Genomic DNA, 17,972 nt, shown 5'->3' on the forward strand with positions numbered 1-17,972 from the left:
CTGTTCTTGCGCACATCCGAGGCCCGCTGGTCGGCGTGCGGATATTAAGAACTCACGTCATGCCGAGGCCTTGGGCTGCAGCCAGTCCGGATCGATCTCCGGCAGCGGGATGGCGGCGAGCAGGTCGCGCGTGTAGGTTTCCTTCGGGTTGTCGAACAGCGCGTCGGTGGCGCTGGCCTCGACGATCCTGCCTTCGCGCATGACGATGACCTGCTGGCAGAGCCGCCGGATCACCGAAAGGTCGTGGCTGATGAAGGCGACCGTCAGTCCCATCACGGCGGCGAGCTTTTCCAGCAGCGTCAGGATCTGCGCCTGCGTCGAGACGTCGAGGCCGGAGACGATCTCGTCGGCCAGCACGAATTTCGGCGACAGCGCGAGCGCCCGCGCGATGCCCACGCGCTGGCGTTGCCCGCCGGAAAGCTCGTGGCGGTAACGGCTGGTGAAGCTCTGCGGCAGGCCGACGCGCTGCAAGGCTTCCGCGACGCGCTCCTTCAGCCTGTCGCCAAGCCCGTTCTGCCTCAAGGGGGCTGCGATGATGTTGAAGATCGTATGCCGCGGATTGAGCGACGACATCGGGTCCTGGAAGATCATCTGCAGGTCGCGGCGCAGCGGCCTCAGCTCGGCTTCCGATAGGTGGCTGATGTCGCGCCCCTCCAAGCTTATCGAGCCGGCGCTCGGCTCGATAAGGCGCACCAGCGCGCGGCCGAGCGTCGACTTGCCCGAGCCGGACTCGCCGACGATGCCGGTGACCGATCCTTTGGGGAGGTCGAAGTCCAGCCCTTTGAGGATTTCGGCCAGCGGCGCGCGGCCGATCAGCGGCTTGCGCGTCATGTCGGGCAGCGCAACCTTCAGCCCGCGCACCGAAAACAGCGGCTCAGCCATGGCCCGGCCTCCAGTCCTTGTCGGCCGCCGCGATCTCCGTAGCCAGTCCGGCGAGCACACTTTCGTCCACCGGCTTCAGCGAGGCGTAAGGATCGGTGTAGCGCGGCGTCGCCGCGATCAGCGCCCGCGTGTAGGCGTGCTGCGGCGCCGCGAAGAGGGCCGCGGTTTCGGCCTCTTCCACCACCTTGCCGGCATAGAGCACCGACACTTTCTGGCTGATCTTGGCGACGACGCCGAGATCGTGGGTCACGAACAGGATCGCAGTGCCGTGCTCGCGCTGCAATTGCGCGATCAGCCGCAGGATCTGCTTCTGCACCGTCACGTCCAGCGCCGTCGTCGGCTCGTCGGCGACGATCAGCCTCGGCTCCGCCGCGAAGGCCGCCGCGATCAGCACGCGCTGACGCATGCCGCCGGAGAGCTCATGCGGATAGCTTTTCAGCACGCGCTCCGGGTCGCGGATCTGTACCTCGTCGAGCAATTGCCGGATCCGCTGGTCGGCCCTCTCGCCGCTCCAGCCGAGGATGCGTACCAGCCGGTCGGTCATCTGCGCGCCGATGCGGCGCGACGGGTTGAGCGCGGTTAGCGGATCCTGCGGGATCAGCGCCGTGCGCGCGCCGATCAGATTGCGCCGCGCCCTGGCATCGAGCCGGCCCAGGTCCTCGCCCTCGATCAGCATCTCGCCTTCGACGACGCGCACGCTTTTCGGGAGTACGCCGAGCACCGCCTTGCCGATCATCGTCTTGCCGGCGCCGCTCTCGCCGACCAGCGCGCGCACCTCGCCGGGCTGGACGATGAGCGACACCGAGCGCAGCACGCGCTGGCCGTTGGGCAGCACGGCGCTCAAGCGGCGGATGTCGAGGCACGCACTCATCGCAGCACCGGATCGAAGCGCGCCTTTAGCGCCTCGCCGAACTGGCTGAAGGAAAGCACTGTCAGGATCAGCGTGATCAGCGGGAACACCAGCACCCACCACGCCTGATGGATCGACAGCCTTCCCTCGGCGATGATGCTGCCCCAGGTCGGATCATCGGTCGAGATCGACAGGTTGACGAAGGACAGGATCGCTTCGACGATCACGGCAATGCCCATTTCGAGCGACAGCAGCGCCACCACCGACGGCAGCACATTGGGCAGCACTTCGCGCAGCATGATGCCGATGCGGCCATAGCCGGCAATGCGCGCGCTCTCGACATAATCCATGCGCGCCTGGCTCATCGCCTCGGCGCGGATCACCCGGCAGAAACGCGTCCAGTCGATGATCGCGATGGCGAGAATGACGGAGCTCAGGCCCGTGCCCAGCACCGCGACAAGCAGGATGGCGAACAGCACCGGCGGGAACGCCATCCAGACGTCGACGACGCGCGAGATGATGCGGTCGGCCCAGCCGCCGAAATAGCCGGCGATCAGCCCCAGCGCCGAGCCGAGAAGGCAGGCCGACGTCGCGGCGGCGAACGCGACGATGAAGGCGATGCGGCCGCCGAAGATCAGCCGCGACAACAGATCACGACCCAGGCTGTCGGTGCCCAGCCAATAACCGGGTTCGGCGCCGTCCAGCCAGAAGGGCGGCAGGCGCTCCAGCATCAGGTCCTGCGCCAGCGGGTCTTGCGGCGCGATCAACGGTGCGAAGATGGCGGCCAGAAACGCCAGCAGAAGCCAGCCGCCGGCCAGCCACAACCGTGGGCTCACGCCGCGTCGGGCGATGCGCGCCTCATCCATGGCGCAGCCTCGGATTGAGCAGCGCATACATCATGTCGACGGCAAGGTTGATGAGCACGAAGAGCAGCGCGAAGACCAGAACGATGCCCTGGATCAGCGGCAGGTCGCGGTTGATGACGGCGTCGATCGCCATGTTGCCGAGGCCCTCATAGGAAAACAGCCGCTCGACGATCACGGTGCCGCCGATGAGGAATGTGAACTGCACGCCGACCAGCGTCAGCGTCGGCAGCGCCGCGTTCTTCAGGGCTTCGCGCAGGATCACCTGGGTTTCGGAAAAGCCTTTCACCCGCGCGAGCACGACATAGTCGAGGTCCAGCACTTCCTTCAGCGACTGTTTGAGCAATTGGGCGATGATCGCCGCCAGCGGCAGTGCCAGGGCGACGGCCGGCATCAGCATGTGCTTCAGCAAATCCCAGGTCAGGTCGAAGCGCAGCCTGAGGATGCTCTCGACCAGGTAGAACTGGGTGACGAAAGGCAGGTCCAACTGCGGCGACACCCGGCCGGAAATGTCGAAGACAGGCACCAGCACGCCGAACAGAAGGATCAGCACAAGACCCCACAGGAAATCGGGGATGGAGAGCGTCGCGCCGCTGGCAATGTCGATGCCGGCTTCGACCGCCGTGCCGCGCGAGCGAGCGCCGAGGATCGCGGCAGTCGCGCCGATCGCGATCGCCATCAGCAATGCTACGGTTGCAAGCTCCAGCGTCGCCGGCAGCCGGTTGAAGACCAGGCCGAGCACGTCCTGACGCAGGGAGATCGATGTGCCGAAATCGCCGTGCAGCACGCCGCCGAGCCAGATGAAGAATTGCTGCACGATTCCCTTGTCGAGCCCGTAGAGCGCGCGCAGCCGCGCAATGTCGTCATCGCTGGCGCCGGGCGGCAACATCATGGCGATCGGGTCGCCGGGCGCCACGCGGATGACGACGAAGACGACGATGGCGACGCCAAACAGCGTCACCAGCATCGTCAACAGACGAACGAGGAATCTCTGCAGCACCATGCGCCGATATGTCCGGATGAGAATGCGCGCCGTCTTGCGGGCGGCGCGCGGGCAATCCGGCTATCAGGCCGCCGGGGTCATCAGCGCCGGCAGCAGCGCGCCGGAAATATGCTGTACGACATTGACCTTCTTCGAGTGCACGATCGGCTGCGCGTACTGGATCAGCGGCAGCACATAGGCCTGCTCGGCGATGTATTTGTCGACCGCCTTCCAGCCGGCGATGCGCTTGGCCTCGTCCTTCTCGCCCCAAAGCGGACCGATCTTGGCGTCGAGATCGTCCGTCTTCCAGGACGAGTGCGGCGACGGTCCGAACATGGCGAAGCCCGTCGAGGTGGTCGGGTCGCCAATGGAATTGCCCCAGTTGTAGAAGGCGGCCGGCGCCAGCTTGTGTGCGGCGCGCAGCTCGTAGTGCTTGGCGATTTCGTAGACCTCGATCTCGGCCTCGATGCCGACCTTGCGCCACATGCCGACGATCGCCTGCACCATCTCGTAGTCCTTGGGCTTGAAACCCTTGGTCGTCTGGATGGTGAACTTGGCGGGCTTCTTGGTCGAATAGCCGGAAGCAGCCAGCAGTTCCTTGGCCTTGTCCGGATTGTGCTCGACCTTGATCGACGGATCGAAGGCCGCATATTCCGGCGTCTCCAGCGTCGCGATCGGCAGGCCGTAGCCGCGCAGCAGGCGCTTGACCAGGAGTTCCTTGTCCACCGCCATGACGGCCGCCTGCCGGACATTCTTGTCGAGCATGGCGTCCTTGTTGTTGAAGAAGATCATGCCGATGTCGGAGACGTTCTTGATCGAGCCGGCCAGCCCGCTCTTCTTGATGAGGCGGTCATATTCCTCGTAGGGGATTTCGAGCGTCACCTGCGAGGAGCCGGATTCGATCTCGGCGACGCGGCTCGCCGCGTCGGTGACGAACTTGATCGTCACATTCTCAAAAGCGGGTTTCGTGCCCCAGTAATGCGGATTGGCCTTCAGCCGCAGGAAGGCATTGCGCTCGAACTTGTCGACCATATACGGCCCGGTGCCGATCGGCGCCTTTTCGAAGCCTTCGGCGCCGACCTTCTCGTAATAGGCCTTCGGCAGGATGTAGCCGGTCAGGAAAGACATCCACTTGAAATAGACAGGGTCGAACTGCACGACGTCGCCGGTGATCTTGTTGCCGTCGATCTTGAAATTGTTGACGTTCTTCCAGACGAACTGGATCGGGTTGCCGGTCTTCTCGTCGCCGGCGCGCTGCAGCGACCACACCACGTCTTCCGCGGTGAACGGCGAACCGTCATGCCATTTCACGCCGTCGCGCACCGTCATCGTCACCTTGGTGCGATCGTCGTTCCAGCCCCATTCGGTGAGCAGTCCAGGCGTGAAGGAAAGGTCCGGCTTCTGCCCGATGATCTGGTCGAACACCGACTGATAGAGGCCCTGGATGGTCGGGTTGACGGCCGACGGCCCGGTTGTCGGATCCCATGAGGGCAGGTTGACGTTGTAGGCGATGGTGAGTTCGTCCGCGGCCTTTGCCGCCCTCGGCAGTCCAAGCGTTGCCGCGCCGATCGCCGCCGCGCCATAGCCAAGCAAGTCACGTCTGTTGATGGTCATGGTCGTTCCCCTTGTTGGTTGTCATTTGTCCGCGCGGCGTTTTCGTTCGGTGGTGGGCAACCGCGCCTTGTCCATCCCGGAACTCTATCTCTTTGTCGAAGCATGATCTCTCTCCGAAAACCGGTTCCCGCTTTTCGGGATCATGCTCTAGTTCCCTCCCAGCTGCTGGGCGAGCATGAAGCCGGAGCCCGCGCCCGTCCCTGCGCCGGGCCATGTCGCGGCGCCCGTCAGGTAGAGGTTGGCGACCGGCGTGTTCCAGCGCGCGAAACCGCGCGCCGGACGGAAGAGGAAGTTCTGCGCCAGATGATGGCTGCCGCAGATCTGGTCGCCGCCGACGAGGTTCGGGTTCTCGCGCTCGAGGTCGAGTGGCGAGAACACGGCTCGGCCGAGGATCTTCTTGCGCAGGCCCGGCGCGTAGCTCTCGATAATGTCTAGCACGCGCTCGGCATATGCGTCCTTGATCGCATTCCAGTGGGCGGGTGCGATTGTGCCGGCCGCGTCGCCGAGGATCTCCGCCGGCAGCATGCGCACCTGCACCCACAGCACATGCTTGCCTTGCGGCGCGCGCGAAGGGTCGACGGCCGTCGGCTGGCCGACCACGAGCACCGGCTGGTCGGGTAGCAGGCCGGCGATCGCTTGCTGGTAGACGCGCGACATGGCGTCGAGCGACGGCGCCAGATGCACATAGGCGAACTGGCGAAGCTCCGCGCCGGCGCTCCAGTCCGGCAGGTCGTCCATCGCCAGATGGATCATCATCGTGCCCGGCGCGTGGCGGAACGTCTTCATCGCCGTGTCGAAGCCGGCGTCGCCCGAGCCGTTGGGCAGCAGCTTGCCCGGCAGCGCTTTCGGCGCGACACCGGCAATGACAGCCTTTTTCGCGAGATGAGTTTCGCCGGAGGCAAGCCTAACCCCGGTTGCCTTGCCGCCGGAAACCATGATCTCGGCGATTTCCGCGTTGGTGGTGATCTTGCCGCCGGCCGCTTTCACCATGCCGGCCAGCGCCCGGACGATGGTGTCGGCGCCGCCTTTGCCCAGCACCATGCCGAAACTCTGGTTGGCCATCGATTCCAGGTAGGGGAACACAGCACCCCCGGCGATGTCGGGCGCGAAGTCGAGATGCATGCCCCAGGCCGCGAGCGTCGTGCGCACATGCGGCGTCTCGAAATTCTCCTCCAGCCACGCGCGCGGCGACGACAGCAGCAACCGGGCCGTATCGAGGGCGCCGGCCAGGCCCTTCTTGCGCCACAGGTTCCAGCCCGTGCCGGCCAGCGCCCTAGCGCCCATCGGCGAGCCCAGCAGGCGGAACAGATGCTCGGCCTCGCCTGGAAAGGCGTCGACCAGGCGGCGCCATGCGGCGTCGTCAGCCACCGAGAAGGCGGCCAGCCGCGACGCCGTCTTTTCGAGGTCGTTGCTGACGCCGAACCATTTCCGGTCGGGAAAGGCGCTGGCGAAACAATCGGCCACGGGCGCGAATTCCAGCCCGTGGATTTTCAATTCATTTGCATATTTCCGGTGGAAGGCCGAGCCGGCGAAGAGGCTCAAATTCATCGCGCCGAAATCGTGTCGGAAACCGGGAAGCGTGTATTCGGCGGTCCGCACCGCGCCGCCGATTGCCTCGCTGCGCTCGAAAGCCGCTATTTTCCAGCCTTTGAGCGCCAGATGCGCGGCGCATGCCAGACTATTGTGGCCCGCCCCGACAAAGATGGCGTCGAACTCGCTCACGCCTCGCCCCAAAATGCTTTATGCTTAAAGATAATTGCAGATGCATATGTTTTCGTCTAGTAGGTATATTAAGGGCCGCAACGAGCCTTGATGATCACCGACAAGAGGGAACGAAAGACCATGGACACGCAGAAACTCCTCGGCGAGGTCGCCGGCCAGCTGCTCTCGGGCGCCATCAAGGTGGTCGACCTGTCGGCCCCGCTCGGGCCCGACACGCCCTTGATCAAGCTGCCGCCGGAGCTTGCCGTCGACACACCGAAGGTCGAGATCCACTCGATCTCCAAATACGACAAGAACGGCCCGTGGTGGGCCTGGAACTGGCTGAAGCTCGGCGAGCATTCGGGCACGCATTTCGACGCGCCGCAGCATTGGATCACCGGCAAGGATTATCCGGACGGCGCCACCGACACCATCCCCGCACAGAATTTCGTCGGCCCGGTCAACGTCATCGACTGCTCGAAGGAAGCTGCCGCCGACCACGATTTCCTGCTCACCGTCGACCATATCAAGGCCTGGGAGGCCAAGCATGGCGCCATCAATCCGGGCGAATGGGTGGTGATGCGCACCGACTGGTACAAGCGCAACGGCTCGGAAGCCGAGTTCCTCAACGCCAACGAGACCGGCCCGCACACGCCCGGCCCGACGGCGGAAGCCATCCAGTTCCTTATCAGCAAGGATATCAAGGGCTGGGGCTCGGAGACGATCGGCACCGACGCCGGCAAGGCCGGCGGCATGGAGCCGCCGTTCCCGGCCCACACGCTGATGCACAAGGCCAACCGCTACGGCCTCGCCAGCCTGTGCAATCTCGACCAGCTGCCGCCGAAAGGCGCGATCCTGATCGCCGCTCCCCTCAAGATCGAACACGGCACCGGCAGCCCGATCCGCGCTCTGGCGCTGGTGCCTCGGGGTTAAAGCCAAGGCCACGACGGTGACCGCCCCCGATCACATCATCGTCGGCAGCGGCATCAACGCCCTGGTCTGCGCGGCGATGCTTGGCGCCAAGGGTGCCAGGGTGCTTGTGCTCGAGCGCAACGACCGCATCGGCGGCTGCATGCGCACCGAGGAGATCACGGCGCCGGGCTTCGTCCATGACGTGATGGCAACGACCTTCGTGCTGTTCATCACGTCGCCGGCCTTTGCCGCGCTCGGCAAGGACCTTGCGCGGCACGGGCTGGAATTTTGCCACACCGCCACGCCGACAGGCGTGCTCACGCCCGACGGCCGCAATGCCGTCGTCACCACCGACCGCGCCGCAAACATCGCGGCGCTGAACCGGATCGCTTCCGGCGACGGCGACCGCCATGGCGGCGATGTCGGCGGTATCGAGCGCGATGCGGGGCTGCTCTTCGGCCTGCTTGGCGGCGCGCTCTGGTCCTATCCGACGACGAAGCTTGTCGCCGGCGAGGCCTGGCGGCGCGGCCCGCGCGAACTTGCAGCCTTCATGGGCGAGGCGCTGGTGCCCGCGCGCGGCTGGCTGGAAACGACTTACACATCCGATGTCGTCCGCGCGCTCTGGGCGCCCTGGGTGCTGCACGCCGGGCTTGGACCGGAAGATGCCTTCTCCGGCCAGATCGCCAAGGTCATCGCCTTCGCGCTGGAGGCGGCCGGCGCGCCGATCGTCAAGGGCGGCGCCAGGAACCTGCTTGCCGCCTTCGAGGCGCTGATCAAGGAACGTGGCGGCGAGATCCGCGTCAACGCCGACGTCGCCTCGATCGTCCGGAGCGGCGGCCGCGCCTCCGGCGTGCGGCTCGCCTCCGGCGAGACCTTGAGCGCCGCCAAGAGCGTCATCTGCTCGGTAACGCCGACGCAACTTTATGGCCGTCTGCTCGGCAACGATGCCCCACAGCGCGATGTCGAGGCGACGCGCGTTTATCGCTACGGCAAGGGCAACTTCCAGATCCATTATGCGCTGGACAAGCCGCCGGCCTGGCGCGGCGAGGGCCTCGACAAGGTGGCGCTGCTGCATCTGACGCCGGGGCTCGATGGCGTGTCGAAAGCCTGCAACGAGGCGGTGCGCGGCCTGCTGCCCGAGGTGCCGACGGTCTGCGTCGGCCAGCCGCATGCGCTCGACCCGTCGCGCTGCCCCGAGGGCAAGGCGATCCTCTGGCTGCAACTGCCCGAGGCGCCGCGCCACATCAAAGGCGATGCCGCGGGCAAGCTCGAAGCGCCCGCCGACGGCCGCTGGACCGATGCGTTGCGCGAAGCCTATGCCGACCGCGTCGAGGAGATCCTTGGCCATCACATCGATGGTTTCCGCGGGACCGTGATCGCGCGCCGCGCCTATTCGCCTGCCGATCTGGAAGCGATGAACGTCAATCTGGTCGGAGGCGATCCCTATGGCGGCTCGTCCACCGTTGACCAGTCCTTCCTGTGGCGGCCGTTCAAGGCGAGCCGCAACCACGAGACCGGCATCAAGGGCCTCTATCATATCGGCGCCTCGACCCATCCGGGCGCGGGCCTCGGCGGCGGCTCAGGCTTCCTTTTGGCGGGGCGGCTCTGATGGAACAGAAGCTCGCGGAAAAGCGCCAGCGCATCTCGACCCTCGGCCAGATCGGCCTGCAGCAATTCGCGCCCTATCTGATGAACCGGATCATGGGCCGCTACAACGCCACCTTGCGCGACGACTTCCGCAAGCAGGGCCTGACAATTCCGCAGGTGCGCACGCTGGCCGTGCTCTCGGTCACCGACGGCGTCACCGTCAACGATCTCTCGGTCTATACGGTGATCGAGCAGTCGACCTTGAGCCGCACGCTCGACACGCTTGAAGGCCAAGGCCTCGTGCGGCGAGAGCAGGGCGTCACCGACAGCCGCTTCCGCCATGTGTTCCTCACCGATGACGGACGCGCGCTCTTCACCCGCGCCTGGCCGGCCATGCATGACGCTTTCGAGGCGATGTTCGACGGTGTCGACGACGCCGAATACGCGGCGCTCATCGCGACGCTGCAGAAAATGCTGAACAATATCCGCAAGCACGAGATCTAGTGCATGTCGCCCAAAAGTGCATCCCGGTTTTGGGGAAACGACATGCATAAACAAAGACTTTAGATGTACGCGCCGCCGCTTGGCGGCAACGGAAGGAGGCAGAGATGGCCGAACGGTCTTTTGCCAAGGAAGTCGAAAAGCTGAGGCTAGGGGACGGCGAGGAGTTCGCCGGCGAGGGCATCCTCGCCATCACCAAGGCGCTGCTTCAATGCGGCGTCGGCTATGTCGGCGGCTACCAGGGCGCGCCGATCAGCCATCTCATGGACGTGCTTGCCGACGCGCAGGACATTCTGGGCGAACTCGGCGTGCATTTCGAGGCGAGCGCTTCAGAGGCGACCGCCACCGCCATGCTTGCCGCTTCGGTGCACTATCCCATCCGGGGCGCGGCCACCTTCAAGTCGACCGTCGGCACCAACGTTGCTTCGGATGCTCTAGCCAATCTGGCGTCGGGTGGCGTCACCGGCGGCGCGCTGATCATCGTCGGCGAGGATTATGGCGAGGGCTCTTCCATCATGCAGGAGCGCAGCCACGCCTTCGCCATGAAGAGCCAGGTCTGGCTGCTCGACCCGCGCCCGAACCTGCCCTCGATCGTCAAGGCGGTGGAGGATGGCTTCGAGCTGTCTGAAGTCTCGAACACGCCGGTGATGCTGCAGGTGCGCATCCGCTGCTGCCACGTCCACGGCCACTTCATCGCCAAGGACAACAAGCGCCCGCCTATGTCGGTTGCCGACGCTCTCTCGGCGCCGCGCCGCGACACCGGCCGCATCGTGCTTCCGCCCGCTTCCTTCCTGCATGAGAAGGAGAAGGTCGCCAAGCGCTGGCCGGCGGCGGTGGATTTCATCAAGAGCCGCAAGATCAACGAGATGTTCGGGCCGGATCACGGCTCCGTCGGCATTGTCATGCAGGGCGGCATGTATAATTCCGTCATCCGGGCGCTGCAGCGGCTTGGCCTTGCCGACACCTATGGCGACACCGACGTGCCGCTTTATGTGCTCAATGCCGTCTATCCGCTGGTCGACGACGAGTTCCTGTCCTTTTGCGAAGGCAAGCAGGCGGTGCTGGTCGTCGAGGAAGGCCAGCCCAACTACATCGAACAGGCCTTTGCCGCGATGCTGCACAAGGCAGGCCGCGGCACCAAGCTGGTCGGCAAGGAACATCTGCCGATGGCCGGCGAATACACCGGCCAGGTCATGCTCGACGGCATCGGCTCCTTCCTCCGCGCCAACGCTCCGCATCTGCTGCCCGGCGAGGTCCGCGCCCCGAACAAGCTTGGCGAGGGCGTCGATACGGCCGACCTCATCAATGTCGTTCCCGGACGTCCGCCGGGCTTTTGTGTCGGCTGCCCGGAGCGACCGATCTTCGCCGCGACCAAGCTGGTCGAGGAGGAGTTCGGCAAGCACCACATCGCCTCCGATATCGGCTGCCATCTGTTTTCGATCATGCCGCCCTTTGAGCTGGGCGCAACCACCATGGGCTACGGGCTGGGGCCAGCCTCGGCTTCCGCCTTCAATTCGCCGGAAGCAAAACGCCGCTCGATCTCCTTCGTCGGCGATGGCGGCTTCTGGCATAACGGCCTGACCTCCTCGATCGGCAACGCCGTCTTCAACAAGAATGACGGCGTCATCGTCATCGTCGACAATTTCTACTCGGCCGCCACCGGCGGCCAGGACATCCTGTCGTCGCGCGCCAACAACCGCACCAAGTCCACAAAACATCCGATCGACGAAGCGGTGAAGGGCATGGGCGTCAAATGGCTGCGCCACATCGACCGCACTTATGATGTCGGCAAGATGCGAGCCGCATTGCGCGACGCGTTGACGACCGAGGAGAAGGGGCCGAAGGTCATCGTCGCCTCGTCCGAATGCATGCTGAACCGCCAGCGCCGCGAGAAGCCGCAGGTCGACAAGGCGATCAAGGGCGGCGAGCGCGTGGTGAAGCCGAAATTCGGCGTCGACGAGGATATCTGCACCGGCGACCATGCCTGCATGCGGCTTTCCGGCTGCCCGTCGCTGTCGGTCAAGTCGCTCGACGATCCGCTGCGCGACGATCCTGTCGCCGCGATCGACCAGAACTGTGTCGGCTGCGGCAATTGCGGCGAGGTGGCGGATGCCGCCGTGCTTTGTCCGTCCTTCTACCGGGCGGACGTCGTCCACAATCCCGGCCGCTGGGACCGTTTCCTGGAAAGCGCGCGCCGCGCCGTCATCGGCTTGTTGCAGCGCCGTCGCGAGAGCCGCCGCCTGATGTTCGCCGATGCTTGACCAGGCCCCACCCTTGCACCCGAAAGCGGGCGCCAATGATGATGAGCGCGTGATAAAGCTTGCCGTGCTCGCAGTCGGCGGCCAGGGCGGCGGCGTGCTGGCCGACTGGATCACCGACGTCGCCGAGCGCAACGGCTACATCGCGCAGTCAACGTCGGTGGCCGGCGTCGCCCAACGCACGGGCGCGACGATCTATTACATAGAGATGGCCCGCGACACCGGCCGGCTGCCGGTCTTCGCGCTGTCGCCCTCGCAGGGCGACGTCGACATCCTGATCGCCGCCGAGCTTATGGAAGCTGGCCGCGCCATCATCCGCGGTTTCGTCACGCCCGAGCGCACGACGCTGATCGCGTCCTCGCACCGCATCGCCGCCGTCTCGGAAAAGATCGAGCCGGGGGATGGCCGCGCCTCGTCGGGCAAGGTGCATGCAACGGCTGAGGTTGCCGCGAAGCGCTTCATCGCCTTCGACATGGAGAAGATCGCCGCCGAGAACGGCACGATGATCTCGGCCAGCCTGCTCGGCGCGCTGGCAGGTTCGGACGCGCTGCCGTTCACGCGGGAAAGCTACGAACAGTCGATCGGCGCCGGCGGTCGCGGCGTGAAAGCCAGTCTCGCCGCCTTCGGCGCTGCTTATGATCGCGCGCGCGGCATCGCGGCCGCTCCGGCGAACGAGAAGGCAGTTGCGAAACCTGCCGCGCGGGAAGCCACGTCAACTGCGAAGGTCAGCGGACCGGAAACACTGGTGAAGGGCTGGCAGGAACTCGCCGCCCGCGTCGCGCGGCTGCCGGAACCGCTGCGCGACATGGCCGGACGCGGCCTGAGGAAGGTAGTGGACTATCAGGACATCGCCTATGGCCGCGAATATCTCGACCGGCTGGACAGAGCGATTGCGGTGGATGATGCGGCGCGCGGCTATGCGCTGTCGATCGCGGCGGCGAAACATCTCGCCAACGCCATGTGCTATGACGACATGATCCGCGTCGCCGACCTCAAGACGCGTTCGACCCGCGACCGGCGGGTGCGCAAGGAGGTCGGCGTCAAGGAAGGCTCCGTCCTGCAGGTCACCGAGTACTTCCATCCGCGCATCGAGGAGTTTTGCGGCACGCTGCCGTCAGGACTTGGCAGCTACATCGAGAGCCGCCCGAACCTCGCCGCCTTCCTCGACCGCCGCATCAATCGTGGGCGCCGCATCCGCACCGACAGCTTCACCGGCTTCGCCATGCTATGGTGTATAGGCGGCCTTCGCCGCTGGCGCCGCCGCCTGTTGCGCCACAAGGTCGAGGCCGGGCATCTTGAGCGCTGGTACAGCCTGGCGCTCGGCTATGCGCGCGGGGACTATGCGCTTGCCACCGAAATCCTGAACTGCCGCAGGCTGATCAAAGGCTACAGCGACACCCATGCCCGCGCCCAGTCGAAATTCGACCGTGTGCTGTCGGCGCTGCCCATGCTCAAGAGCCGTGAAGACGCAGCCGATTGGATCCGCCGCCTGCGCGAGGCGGCGCTGAAGGACGAGAAGGGCGACATGCTTGACGGCGCGCTGAAGACGGTGGCGACGCTGGGCGAAAGCCCGACCTGATAGGCGTCGAGCTGGCGGCGCGGCCTACTCGGTCGCTTCCCGTCCCGAGACCTGCTCGACGACGATCCGGAAAAAGACGTGCGGGATGCTATCTGATGTCGGAGGCGTGACAGGCTTGAGCGCGCCGGGCTCCCACCAGTCGGTATGCTTGCTTAGCACCGACCAGGCATGGTCGCGCTGAACCTTATGGCCGACCCGGTCCGGCAGTTCCTCATAGCGGCCGTCGACGATCACACTTCTCCATCCACGGCCCTGGGTGTGTTCATCGACCTGGGCGCACACCAGGGGATTGGCCCGCATCCAATCGATCTTCTTGCCCTCAAGCGAGAATGCATAGAGATGACTGTCGGCGTAAGCGTAGTTGAAGCATACGACGTAAGGTCGTCCGTCCTTCACGCATGCCAGATGGCCGGTGCGGTTCGCCGCCAGCAATTTCGTGCATTCCAAGGTAGAGAGCGTGCGGATCATCATCGCTATGATCTCCTGTTTTCAGCTGGCTTTCGGCCTTAACAATCCGTCAGTCCTTTCTCGCCAGTCGTCAACCCTAATGCGGGACGCCCCCTTGCTCGTTGATATGGATCAATTTGATGTCGGGCGGCCTGGGCTGGCCATTGCAACGGCGCGGCTTTTGAAGGCAAGCCGTCAGGCACTGAGTACCCAATCACCAAGTGCCGGAAACGTCGAACGGATCCAACGAGAATGTGATCGGTCTCGCCCGACGGATTTGCGCGTGTCTTCCGTTCAACGGCGGTAGGGATGAATGACGGAGACAGCGCATGTTCACCAAAAACTTTCTGCCCATCGCTTTGGCTGCCGGCACATTGATGTTGTCCGGCGCAGGCTCGGAGGCCATGCCGATGGCCAAGCCGAGCGCCTCGCCGCTGCCGGTCGAGACCATCGGCTGGCGCTGCGGCCCCGGCTGGCACATGAACCATTGGGGAAGATGCGTGCCGAACGGCCGGGTGATCATCCGCCCGATGCATCTGCGCCATTGGCACCCCGGCTTCTGGTATCACGGCCGCTGGCATCACGGTTTCTGGAGCTGATGATCGCTTCCGAGAGCGAAGAGAGCGCCCGCCCCGGAAACGGCGCGGGCGCTCTTTCACCTATGCGATGAGATCGCGCATCGGCTTCAGCGCGGCCGATTCCGGAAAGACCTTGTCGCCGAGCAATGCGGCGGAGAGCCCGAACTGATCAGCCAGCAGCCCCTTCAGCACCGCCCGCACATCACTGGTCGGTGCCAGATCACGCTGTTCGTAAAGTTGGGCCGGCTTCAGTCCGGGCCAGTCGGCGATGACGCGGCCGCCTTTGATCGCGCCGCCGGCCAGCAGCACCACGGTGCCGGTGCCGTGGTCTGTGCCGACCGTGCCGTTGATGCGCGCCGTGCGGCCGAATTCGGTGATAGCGACGACCGTCGTGTCTTTCCAGCGCGAGCCGAGCCCTTTCTCGAATTCCTCGAAGGCGCCGTCGAGGCCGCCGAGGAGATTGGCCAGCCGTCCGGTGGCGCCGCCTTCGTTGACATGCGTGTCCCAGCCGTCGAAGGCAAGCGCCGCGATGCGCGGCCCGTCGTCGGCCGCCATCAGCCTCGCCGCGCCTTGCGCCGACTGCCGCATGCCGGCGGCATTGTCGAGGCCGCCTTTCGGTTTCATCGTCTTGCCATCAAGCACGTCTCCCATTGCCATCCGGTCGGCGTCGAGGCCTTTCCGCAGCGCCGCCGCCAGCACCGGGTCGCGATGATCGTAGAGGTCGAGCACACGCTCGACCAAGGCATCGCCGGGCGTCGGCAGGGCTTGCGGGGCCCAGCCGAGCACCGGCGCGGCGCCGCGGATCACCAGCGGCGTCGATGGTCCGACCGCGAGGCCGCCGGCCTTGGCGATCCTGTCGCCGGCCGGCAGGCTGGCCAGCGCCCGGTTGAGCCAGCCGGTGGTTGCGTTGCCGGGGCCGGGCAGGCCACTCTCCAGCACGTCCTGTCCGTCGAAATGCGAGCGGTCGCGGTAGCCGGTCGCGGCCGCGTGCACCACCGTTGCCTGGCCCGCCCTGAACAGGCGCGCGAAGACCGGCATCGCCGGATTGACGGCGAAGAAACCGTCGAGCGGCAATGCCGGGTTGGCGCCTGAGAGCGAAAGCGCGATGTCGCCATGCAGGCCGGCATATTCCGGGTCGCCGACCGGCCCGACCGTCGACAGCCCGTCCAGCGCGCCGCGCAGCACGATGACGATCAGGCGCGGATCGCGATTGCCGGCGGCCCGCGCGAATCGCGGCAGATAGGCCCAGGCAAACAGCGCGCCGCCGCTCATCAGCACCGCGCGGCGGGACAGGTTCGGGGTTTCGCAAAGAAGGCTCATGACCGCATCTCCCGTTAACTCACCGGCGCTGGAACTCTGGCGCCATCAACAGCAGCGCCAGGCCCTGCTGCCTGGACTCCGCGCGCGAAATCGCCTGGCGTGTCTCGGCCGACACGGACGTGCCGATCAGCGACGCCAGCATCTCGTCGGGGTTGCCGATGTCTTGCGCCTGCCGGGCTGCCTGCCAGGCGATATCCAGCCGGGTCTTGAGGCCCTCGGGGGAGGTCCATGCATCCGTCTGATCGGAGAAGCCGTTCGGCCCGGGCGGCTGCCAGAGCGGTTCGCCAAGCGCCCTCAGCCAGCGGAGCGACCTTTGTGGTTCGTTGCCTCCGGTGGAACCGATCGCGCGCCGCAGCGCCACGACATAGTCCAGTGGAGAACGAAGCTTCGCCAGCGGCGTCGACCAGGCTTCCGGCATGTCGATAAGCGCCACGGCCATCGCCAGCAGATCGCCATCGGTCTTCGTGAAGACGGCGGCCAGGCGAGCGATCGCTGCCGGTGGCGGATCGTCCGAGATGAAATGACGGGCGAGCTTGGTGGCGATGTGCCGCGCGGTGGCCGGGTGGCGGGCAATGTCGTTGAGCGCCGCTTCGGCCTGGCCCATGCCGCCGCCTGGATAGGTTTTGCCAAGCAGCGTCGCTTCGCCCGGTTGGTGGGTGTTGGCGTTGAAGACGAACGCGCCCGGTTCCCCGAGCCGCCCGTTGCGGCCTGCCATTGTCCAGCCGGTCAGCATGCCGGCGAAGCTGGTGACGTCGGCCTGGCTGTAGCCGCTGCCGACGCCCAGCGTGTGCAATTCCAGTATCTCGCGGGCGAGGTTTTCGTTGAGGCCGCGACCGCGCCGCTTGCCGGCGCGGGAGTCCGGGCCGATCGACTGCTGGTTGTCGAGATAGAAAAGCATCGCGGGATGATGCTCGACCGCCAGCAGCATGTCGGCGAAGCGTCCGAGCGCGAAGGGGCGGATCGCCTCGCGCTCGAAGGCGCCGGCGCTTGCCCGCACGACCGGCGCCTTGGCGGCGGAGACGCAGAAATGGTTCGACCAAAAGCCGACCAGCCGCTCGACCAGACCGGCATCGGCATTGAGCGCCTTGTCGAAGCGGGCTTGTGCTTCGCCGCGATAGATATCGGCCTCCACCCGCGGCACGGCCGGCTTGCTGCCTGTCCCGCCTGAGCCGCCCGGCTCTTCAACGGCGGTCGGCGGGATGGTGGGTGCCGTCTTCAGATTCCTTGCCGCCTTGCGTTCCGCTGCCGCGGTCATGCTGGCCTGGATCGAAGCGGTGCTGTCCAGCAGCCCGGCATTCCTCGGATCGTCCGGAGAAATGAGCGCGATGTCCTGCTGCTTGAGCTCGGCCTTGAGGTAACCGCGCGGGTCGGCGGCGATCTTGCCGCGCTCGTCGCCGGGTCTTGCGCCCAGGCCGAAGCGGTTGAGCGCGACCAGGACAGGGTCCGGCGGCGTTGCATTTGAAGCGGTTAAGGCCAATCAAGCCTCCATCTCACCGGTCGGCGCTCGCCGCGTCGACCGGAATTGCTCCGGTCATCGGATGCCTCATTGATGCCGGCCGCAGCACAGGCATCGCGAGGCGGTTCTTACCAGCGGCGCCAGTGGTGCCAGTGGTGGTACGGATGCCAGGCCGGGCCGATATAGACGCGCGGTCCACCCCAGTAGTAATAGCCAGGATAGATCACGCGACGGTTGGGCACGCAGCGGCCCCAGTAGTTGGGATGCCAACCAGGGCCGCAACCCCAGGCGACATGCTCGACGAGCGCGGGCGCCGGCGCGACCGGTGCGATGGGCATCGCCGAGGCGGCGCTTGCGGCGGCCGTCCCGCCGATGGCGAGCGCGGCCGCGATCGAATATTTCATCAGACTGTTCATGGGATACTCCCGAAAGCTTGACGTTT

Annotated in this window: 16 protein-coding genes; 6 read left to right on the forward strand and 10 right to left on the reverse strand. The window is 65.8% G+C overall.

The window, feature by feature from the left end:
- Positions 1-57 precede the first annotated feature (57 nt).
- The 6 genes from ACR64R_RS25700 to ACR64R_RS25725 all read right to left on the reverse strand — a co-directional run bounded on the left by ACR64R_RS25700 (position 58) and on the right by ACR64R_RS25725 (position 6,913).
- Positions 58-882, reverse strand: coding sequence for an ATP-binding cassette domain-containing protein (locus tag ACR64R_RS25700; RefSeq protein WP_487359043.1), 825 nt, complete (start codon positions 880-882; stop codon positions 58-60).
- Positions 875-1,753 (reverse strand): ABC transporter ATP-binding protein, encoded by an 879-nt coding sequence (locus ACR64R_RS25705; protein ID WP_487359044.1) that lies wholly within the window; start codon positions 1,751-1,753, stop codon positions 875-877. Before ACR64R_RS25705 ends, ACR64R_RS25700 begins: the two co-directional genes overlap by 8 nt.
- On the reverse strand, positions 1,750-2,598 hold the full coding sequence (locus ACR64R_RS25710) for an ABC transporter permease (RefSeq protein WP_487359045.1): 849 nt from the start codon (positions 2,596-2,598) through the stop codon (positions 1,750-1,752). Before ACR64R_RS25710 ends, ACR64R_RS25705 begins: the two co-directional genes overlap by 4 nt.
- Positions 2,591-3,598, reverse strand: a complete 1,008-nt coding sequence (locus ACR64R_RS25715) for an ABC transporter permease (RefSeq protein ID WP_487359046.1) — start codon at positions 3,596-3,598, stop codon at positions 2,591-2,593. The genes ACR64R_RS25710 and ACR64R_RS25715 overlap by 8 nt, the downstream gene beginning before the upstream one ends.
- 63 nt (positions 3,599-3,661) lie before the next feature.
- Positions 3,662-5,191, reverse strand: a complete 1,530-nt coding sequence (locus ACR64R_RS25720; protein WP_487359047.1) for an ABC transporter substrate-binding protein — start codon at positions 5,189-5,191, stop codon at positions 3,662-3,664.
- A 147-nt stretch (positions 5,192-5,338) separates the two neighbouring features.
- Positions 5,339-6,913, reverse strand: coding sequence for a phytoene desaturase family protein (locus ACR64R_RS25725; protein WP_487359048.1), 1,575 nt, complete (start codon positions 6,911-6,913; stop codon positions 5,339-5,341).
- A 120-nt stretch (positions 6,914-7,033) separates the two neighbouring features.
- On the opposite strand from ACR64R_RS25725, the gene ACR64R_RS25730 reads away from it, so the two are divergent.
- From ACR64R_RS25730 to ACR64R_RS25750, 5 genes are all read left to right on the forward strand, one after another.
- Positions 7,034-7,825, forward strand: coding sequence for a cyclase family protein (locus ACR64R_RS25730; RefSeq protein ID WP_487362549.1), 792 nt, complete (start codon positions 7,034-7,036; stop codon positions 7,823-7,825).
- A gap of 16 nt (positions 7,826-7,841) precedes the next feature.
- The gene (locus tag ACR64R_RS25735) at positions 7,842-9,413 is read left to right on the forward strand and encodes a phytoene desaturase family protein (RefSeq protein WP_487359049.1); all 1,572 of its coding nucleotides are present in this window, start codon (positions 7,842-7,844) and stop codon (positions 9,411-9,413) included.
- Entirely contained in the window at positions 9,413-9,895 is a 483-nt protein-coding gene (locus tag ACR64R_RS25740; protein WP_487359050.1) for a MarR family winged helix-turn-helix transcriptional regulator, read from the forward strand. The genes ACR64R_RS25735 and ACR64R_RS25740 overlap by 1 nt, the downstream gene beginning before the upstream one ends.
- 104 nt (positions 9,896-9,999) lie before the next feature.
- Positions 10,000-12,153 carry a thiamine pyrophosphate-dependent enzyme gene (locus ACR64R_RS25745; RefSeq protein ID WP_487359051.1) on the forward strand — a complete coding sequence of 718 codons (2,154 nt, stop codon included), beginning with the start codon at positions 10,000-10,002 and terminating at the stop codon, positions 12,151-12,153.
- Positions 12,146-13,729: an indolepyruvate oxidoreductase subunit beta family protein gene (locus tag ACR64R_RS25750; RefSeq protein WP_487359052.1), complete on the forward strand. Its 1,584-nt coding sequence runs from the start codon at positions 12,146-12,148 to the stop codon at positions 13,727-13,729. Before ACR64R_RS25745 ends, ACR64R_RS25750 begins: the two co-directional genes overlap by 8 nt.
- A gap of 24 nt (positions 13,730-13,753) precedes the next feature.
- On the opposite strand, the gene ACR64R_RS25755 is transcribed toward ACR64R_RS25750, so the two are convergent.
- Positions 13,754-14,200 carry a pyridoxamine 5'-phosphate oxidase family protein gene (locus ACR64R_RS25755; RefSeq protein WP_487359053.1) on the reverse strand — a complete coding sequence of 149 codons (447 nt, stop codon included), beginning with the start codon at positions 14,198-14,200 and terminating at the stop codon, positions 13,754-13,756.
- A 305-nt stretch (positions 14,201-14,505) separates the two neighbouring features.
- Here ACR64R_RS25755 and ACR64R_RS25760 point away from each other — a divergent pair, with 305 nt between their 5' ends.
- Positions 14,506-14,775, forward strand: a complete 270-nt coding sequence (locus tag ACR64R_RS25760) for a GCG_CRPN prefix-to-repeats domain-containing protein (protein ID WP_487359054.1) — start codon at positions 14,506-14,508, stop codon at positions 14,773-14,775.
- Between the two features lie 60 nt (positions 14,776-14,835).
- On the opposite strand, the gene ACR64R_RS25765 is transcribed toward ACR64R_RS25760, so the two are convergent.
- The 3 genes from ACR64R_RS25765 to ACR64R_RS25775 all read right to left on the reverse strand — a co-directional run bounded on the left by ACR64R_RS25765 (position 14,836) and on the right by ACR64R_RS25775 (position 17,946).
- Positions 14,836-16,074 carry a DUF1501 domain-containing protein gene (locus ACR64R_RS25765; protein ID WP_487359055.1) on the reverse strand — a complete coding sequence of 413 codons (1,239 nt, stop codon included), beginning with the start codon at positions 16,072-16,074 and terminating at the stop codon, positions 14,836-14,838.
- Between the two features lie 19 nt (positions 16,075-16,093).
- The gene (locus ACR64R_RS25770; RefSeq protein ID WP_487359056.1) at positions 16,094-17,551 is read right to left on the reverse strand and encodes a DUF1800 domain-containing protein; all 1,458 of its coding nucleotides are present in this window, start codon (positions 17,549-17,551) and stop codon (positions 16,094-16,096) included.
- 107 nt (positions 17,552-17,658) lie between these two features.
- The gene (locus ACR64R_RS25775) at positions 17,659-17,946 is read right to left on the reverse strand and encodes a GCG_CRPN prefix-to-repeats domain-containing protein (RefSeq protein ID WP_487359057.1); all 288 of its coding nucleotides are present in this window, start codon (positions 17,944-17,946) and stop codon (positions 17,659-17,661) included.
- Positions 17,947-17,972 lie beyond the last annotated feature (26 nt).

The organism is Mesorhizobium sp. MC2-1-1, from assembly GCF_057597255.1.

Excerpts from the sequence above, each read along its gene's own strand:
- ACR64R_RS25700 (WP_487359043.1), bottom strand. The coding sequence starts at position 882 with ATGGCTGAGCCGCTGTTTTCGGTGCGCGGGCTGAAGGTTGCGCTGCCC.
- ACR64R_RS25775 (WP_487359057.1), bottom strand. The coding sequence starts at position 17,946 with ATGAACAGTCTGATGAAATATTCGATCGCGGCCGCGCTCGCCATCGGC.
- ACR64R_RS25750 (WP_487359052.1), top strand. The coding sequence starts at position 12,146 with ATGCTTGACCAGGCCCCACCCTTGCACCCGAAAGCGGGCGCCAATGAT.
- ACR64R_RS25730 (WP_487362549.1), top strand. The coding sequence starts at position 7,034 with ATGGACACGCAGAAACTCCTCGGCGAGGTCGCCGGCCAGCTGCTCTCG.
- ACR64R_RS25710 (WP_487359045.1), bottom strand. The coding sequence starts at position 2,598 with ATGGATGAGGCGCGCATCGCCCGACGCGGCGTGAGCCCACGGTTGTGG.
- ACR64R_RS25715 (WP_487359046.1), bottom strand. The coding sequence starts at position 3,598 with ATGGTGCTGCAGAGATTCCTCGTTCGTCTGTTGACGATGCTGGTGACG.
- ACR64R_RS25740 (WP_487359050.1), top strand. The coding sequence starts at position 9,413 with ATGGAACAGAAGCTCGCGGAAAAGCGCCAGCGCATCTCGACCCTCGGC.
- ACR64R_RS25705 (WP_487359044.1), bottom strand. The coding sequence starts at position 1,753 with ATGAGTGCGTGCCTCGACATCCGCCGCTTGAGCGCCGTGCTGCCCAAC.
- ACR64R_RS25760 (WP_487359054.1), top strand. The coding sequence starts at position 14,506 with ATGTTCACCAAAAACTTTCTGCCCATCGCTTTGGCTGCCGGCACATTG.
- ACR64R_RS25755 (WP_487359053.1), bottom strand. The coding sequence starts at position 14,200 with ATGATGATCCGCACGCTCTCTACCTTGGAATGCACGAAATTGCTGGCG.
- ACR64R_RS25720 (WP_487359047.1), bottom strand. The coding sequence starts at position 5,191 with ATGACCATCAACAGACGTGACTTGCTTGGCTATGGCGCGGCGGCGATC.
- ACR64R_RS25765 (WP_487359055.1), bottom strand. The coding sequence starts at position 16,074 with ATGAGCCTTCTTTGCGAAACCCCGAACCTGTCCCGCCGCGCGGTGCTG.
- ACR64R_RS25745 (WP_487359051.1), top strand. The coding sequence starts at position 10,000 with ATGGCCGAACGGTCTTTTGCCAAGGAAGTCGAAAAGCTGAGGCTAGGG.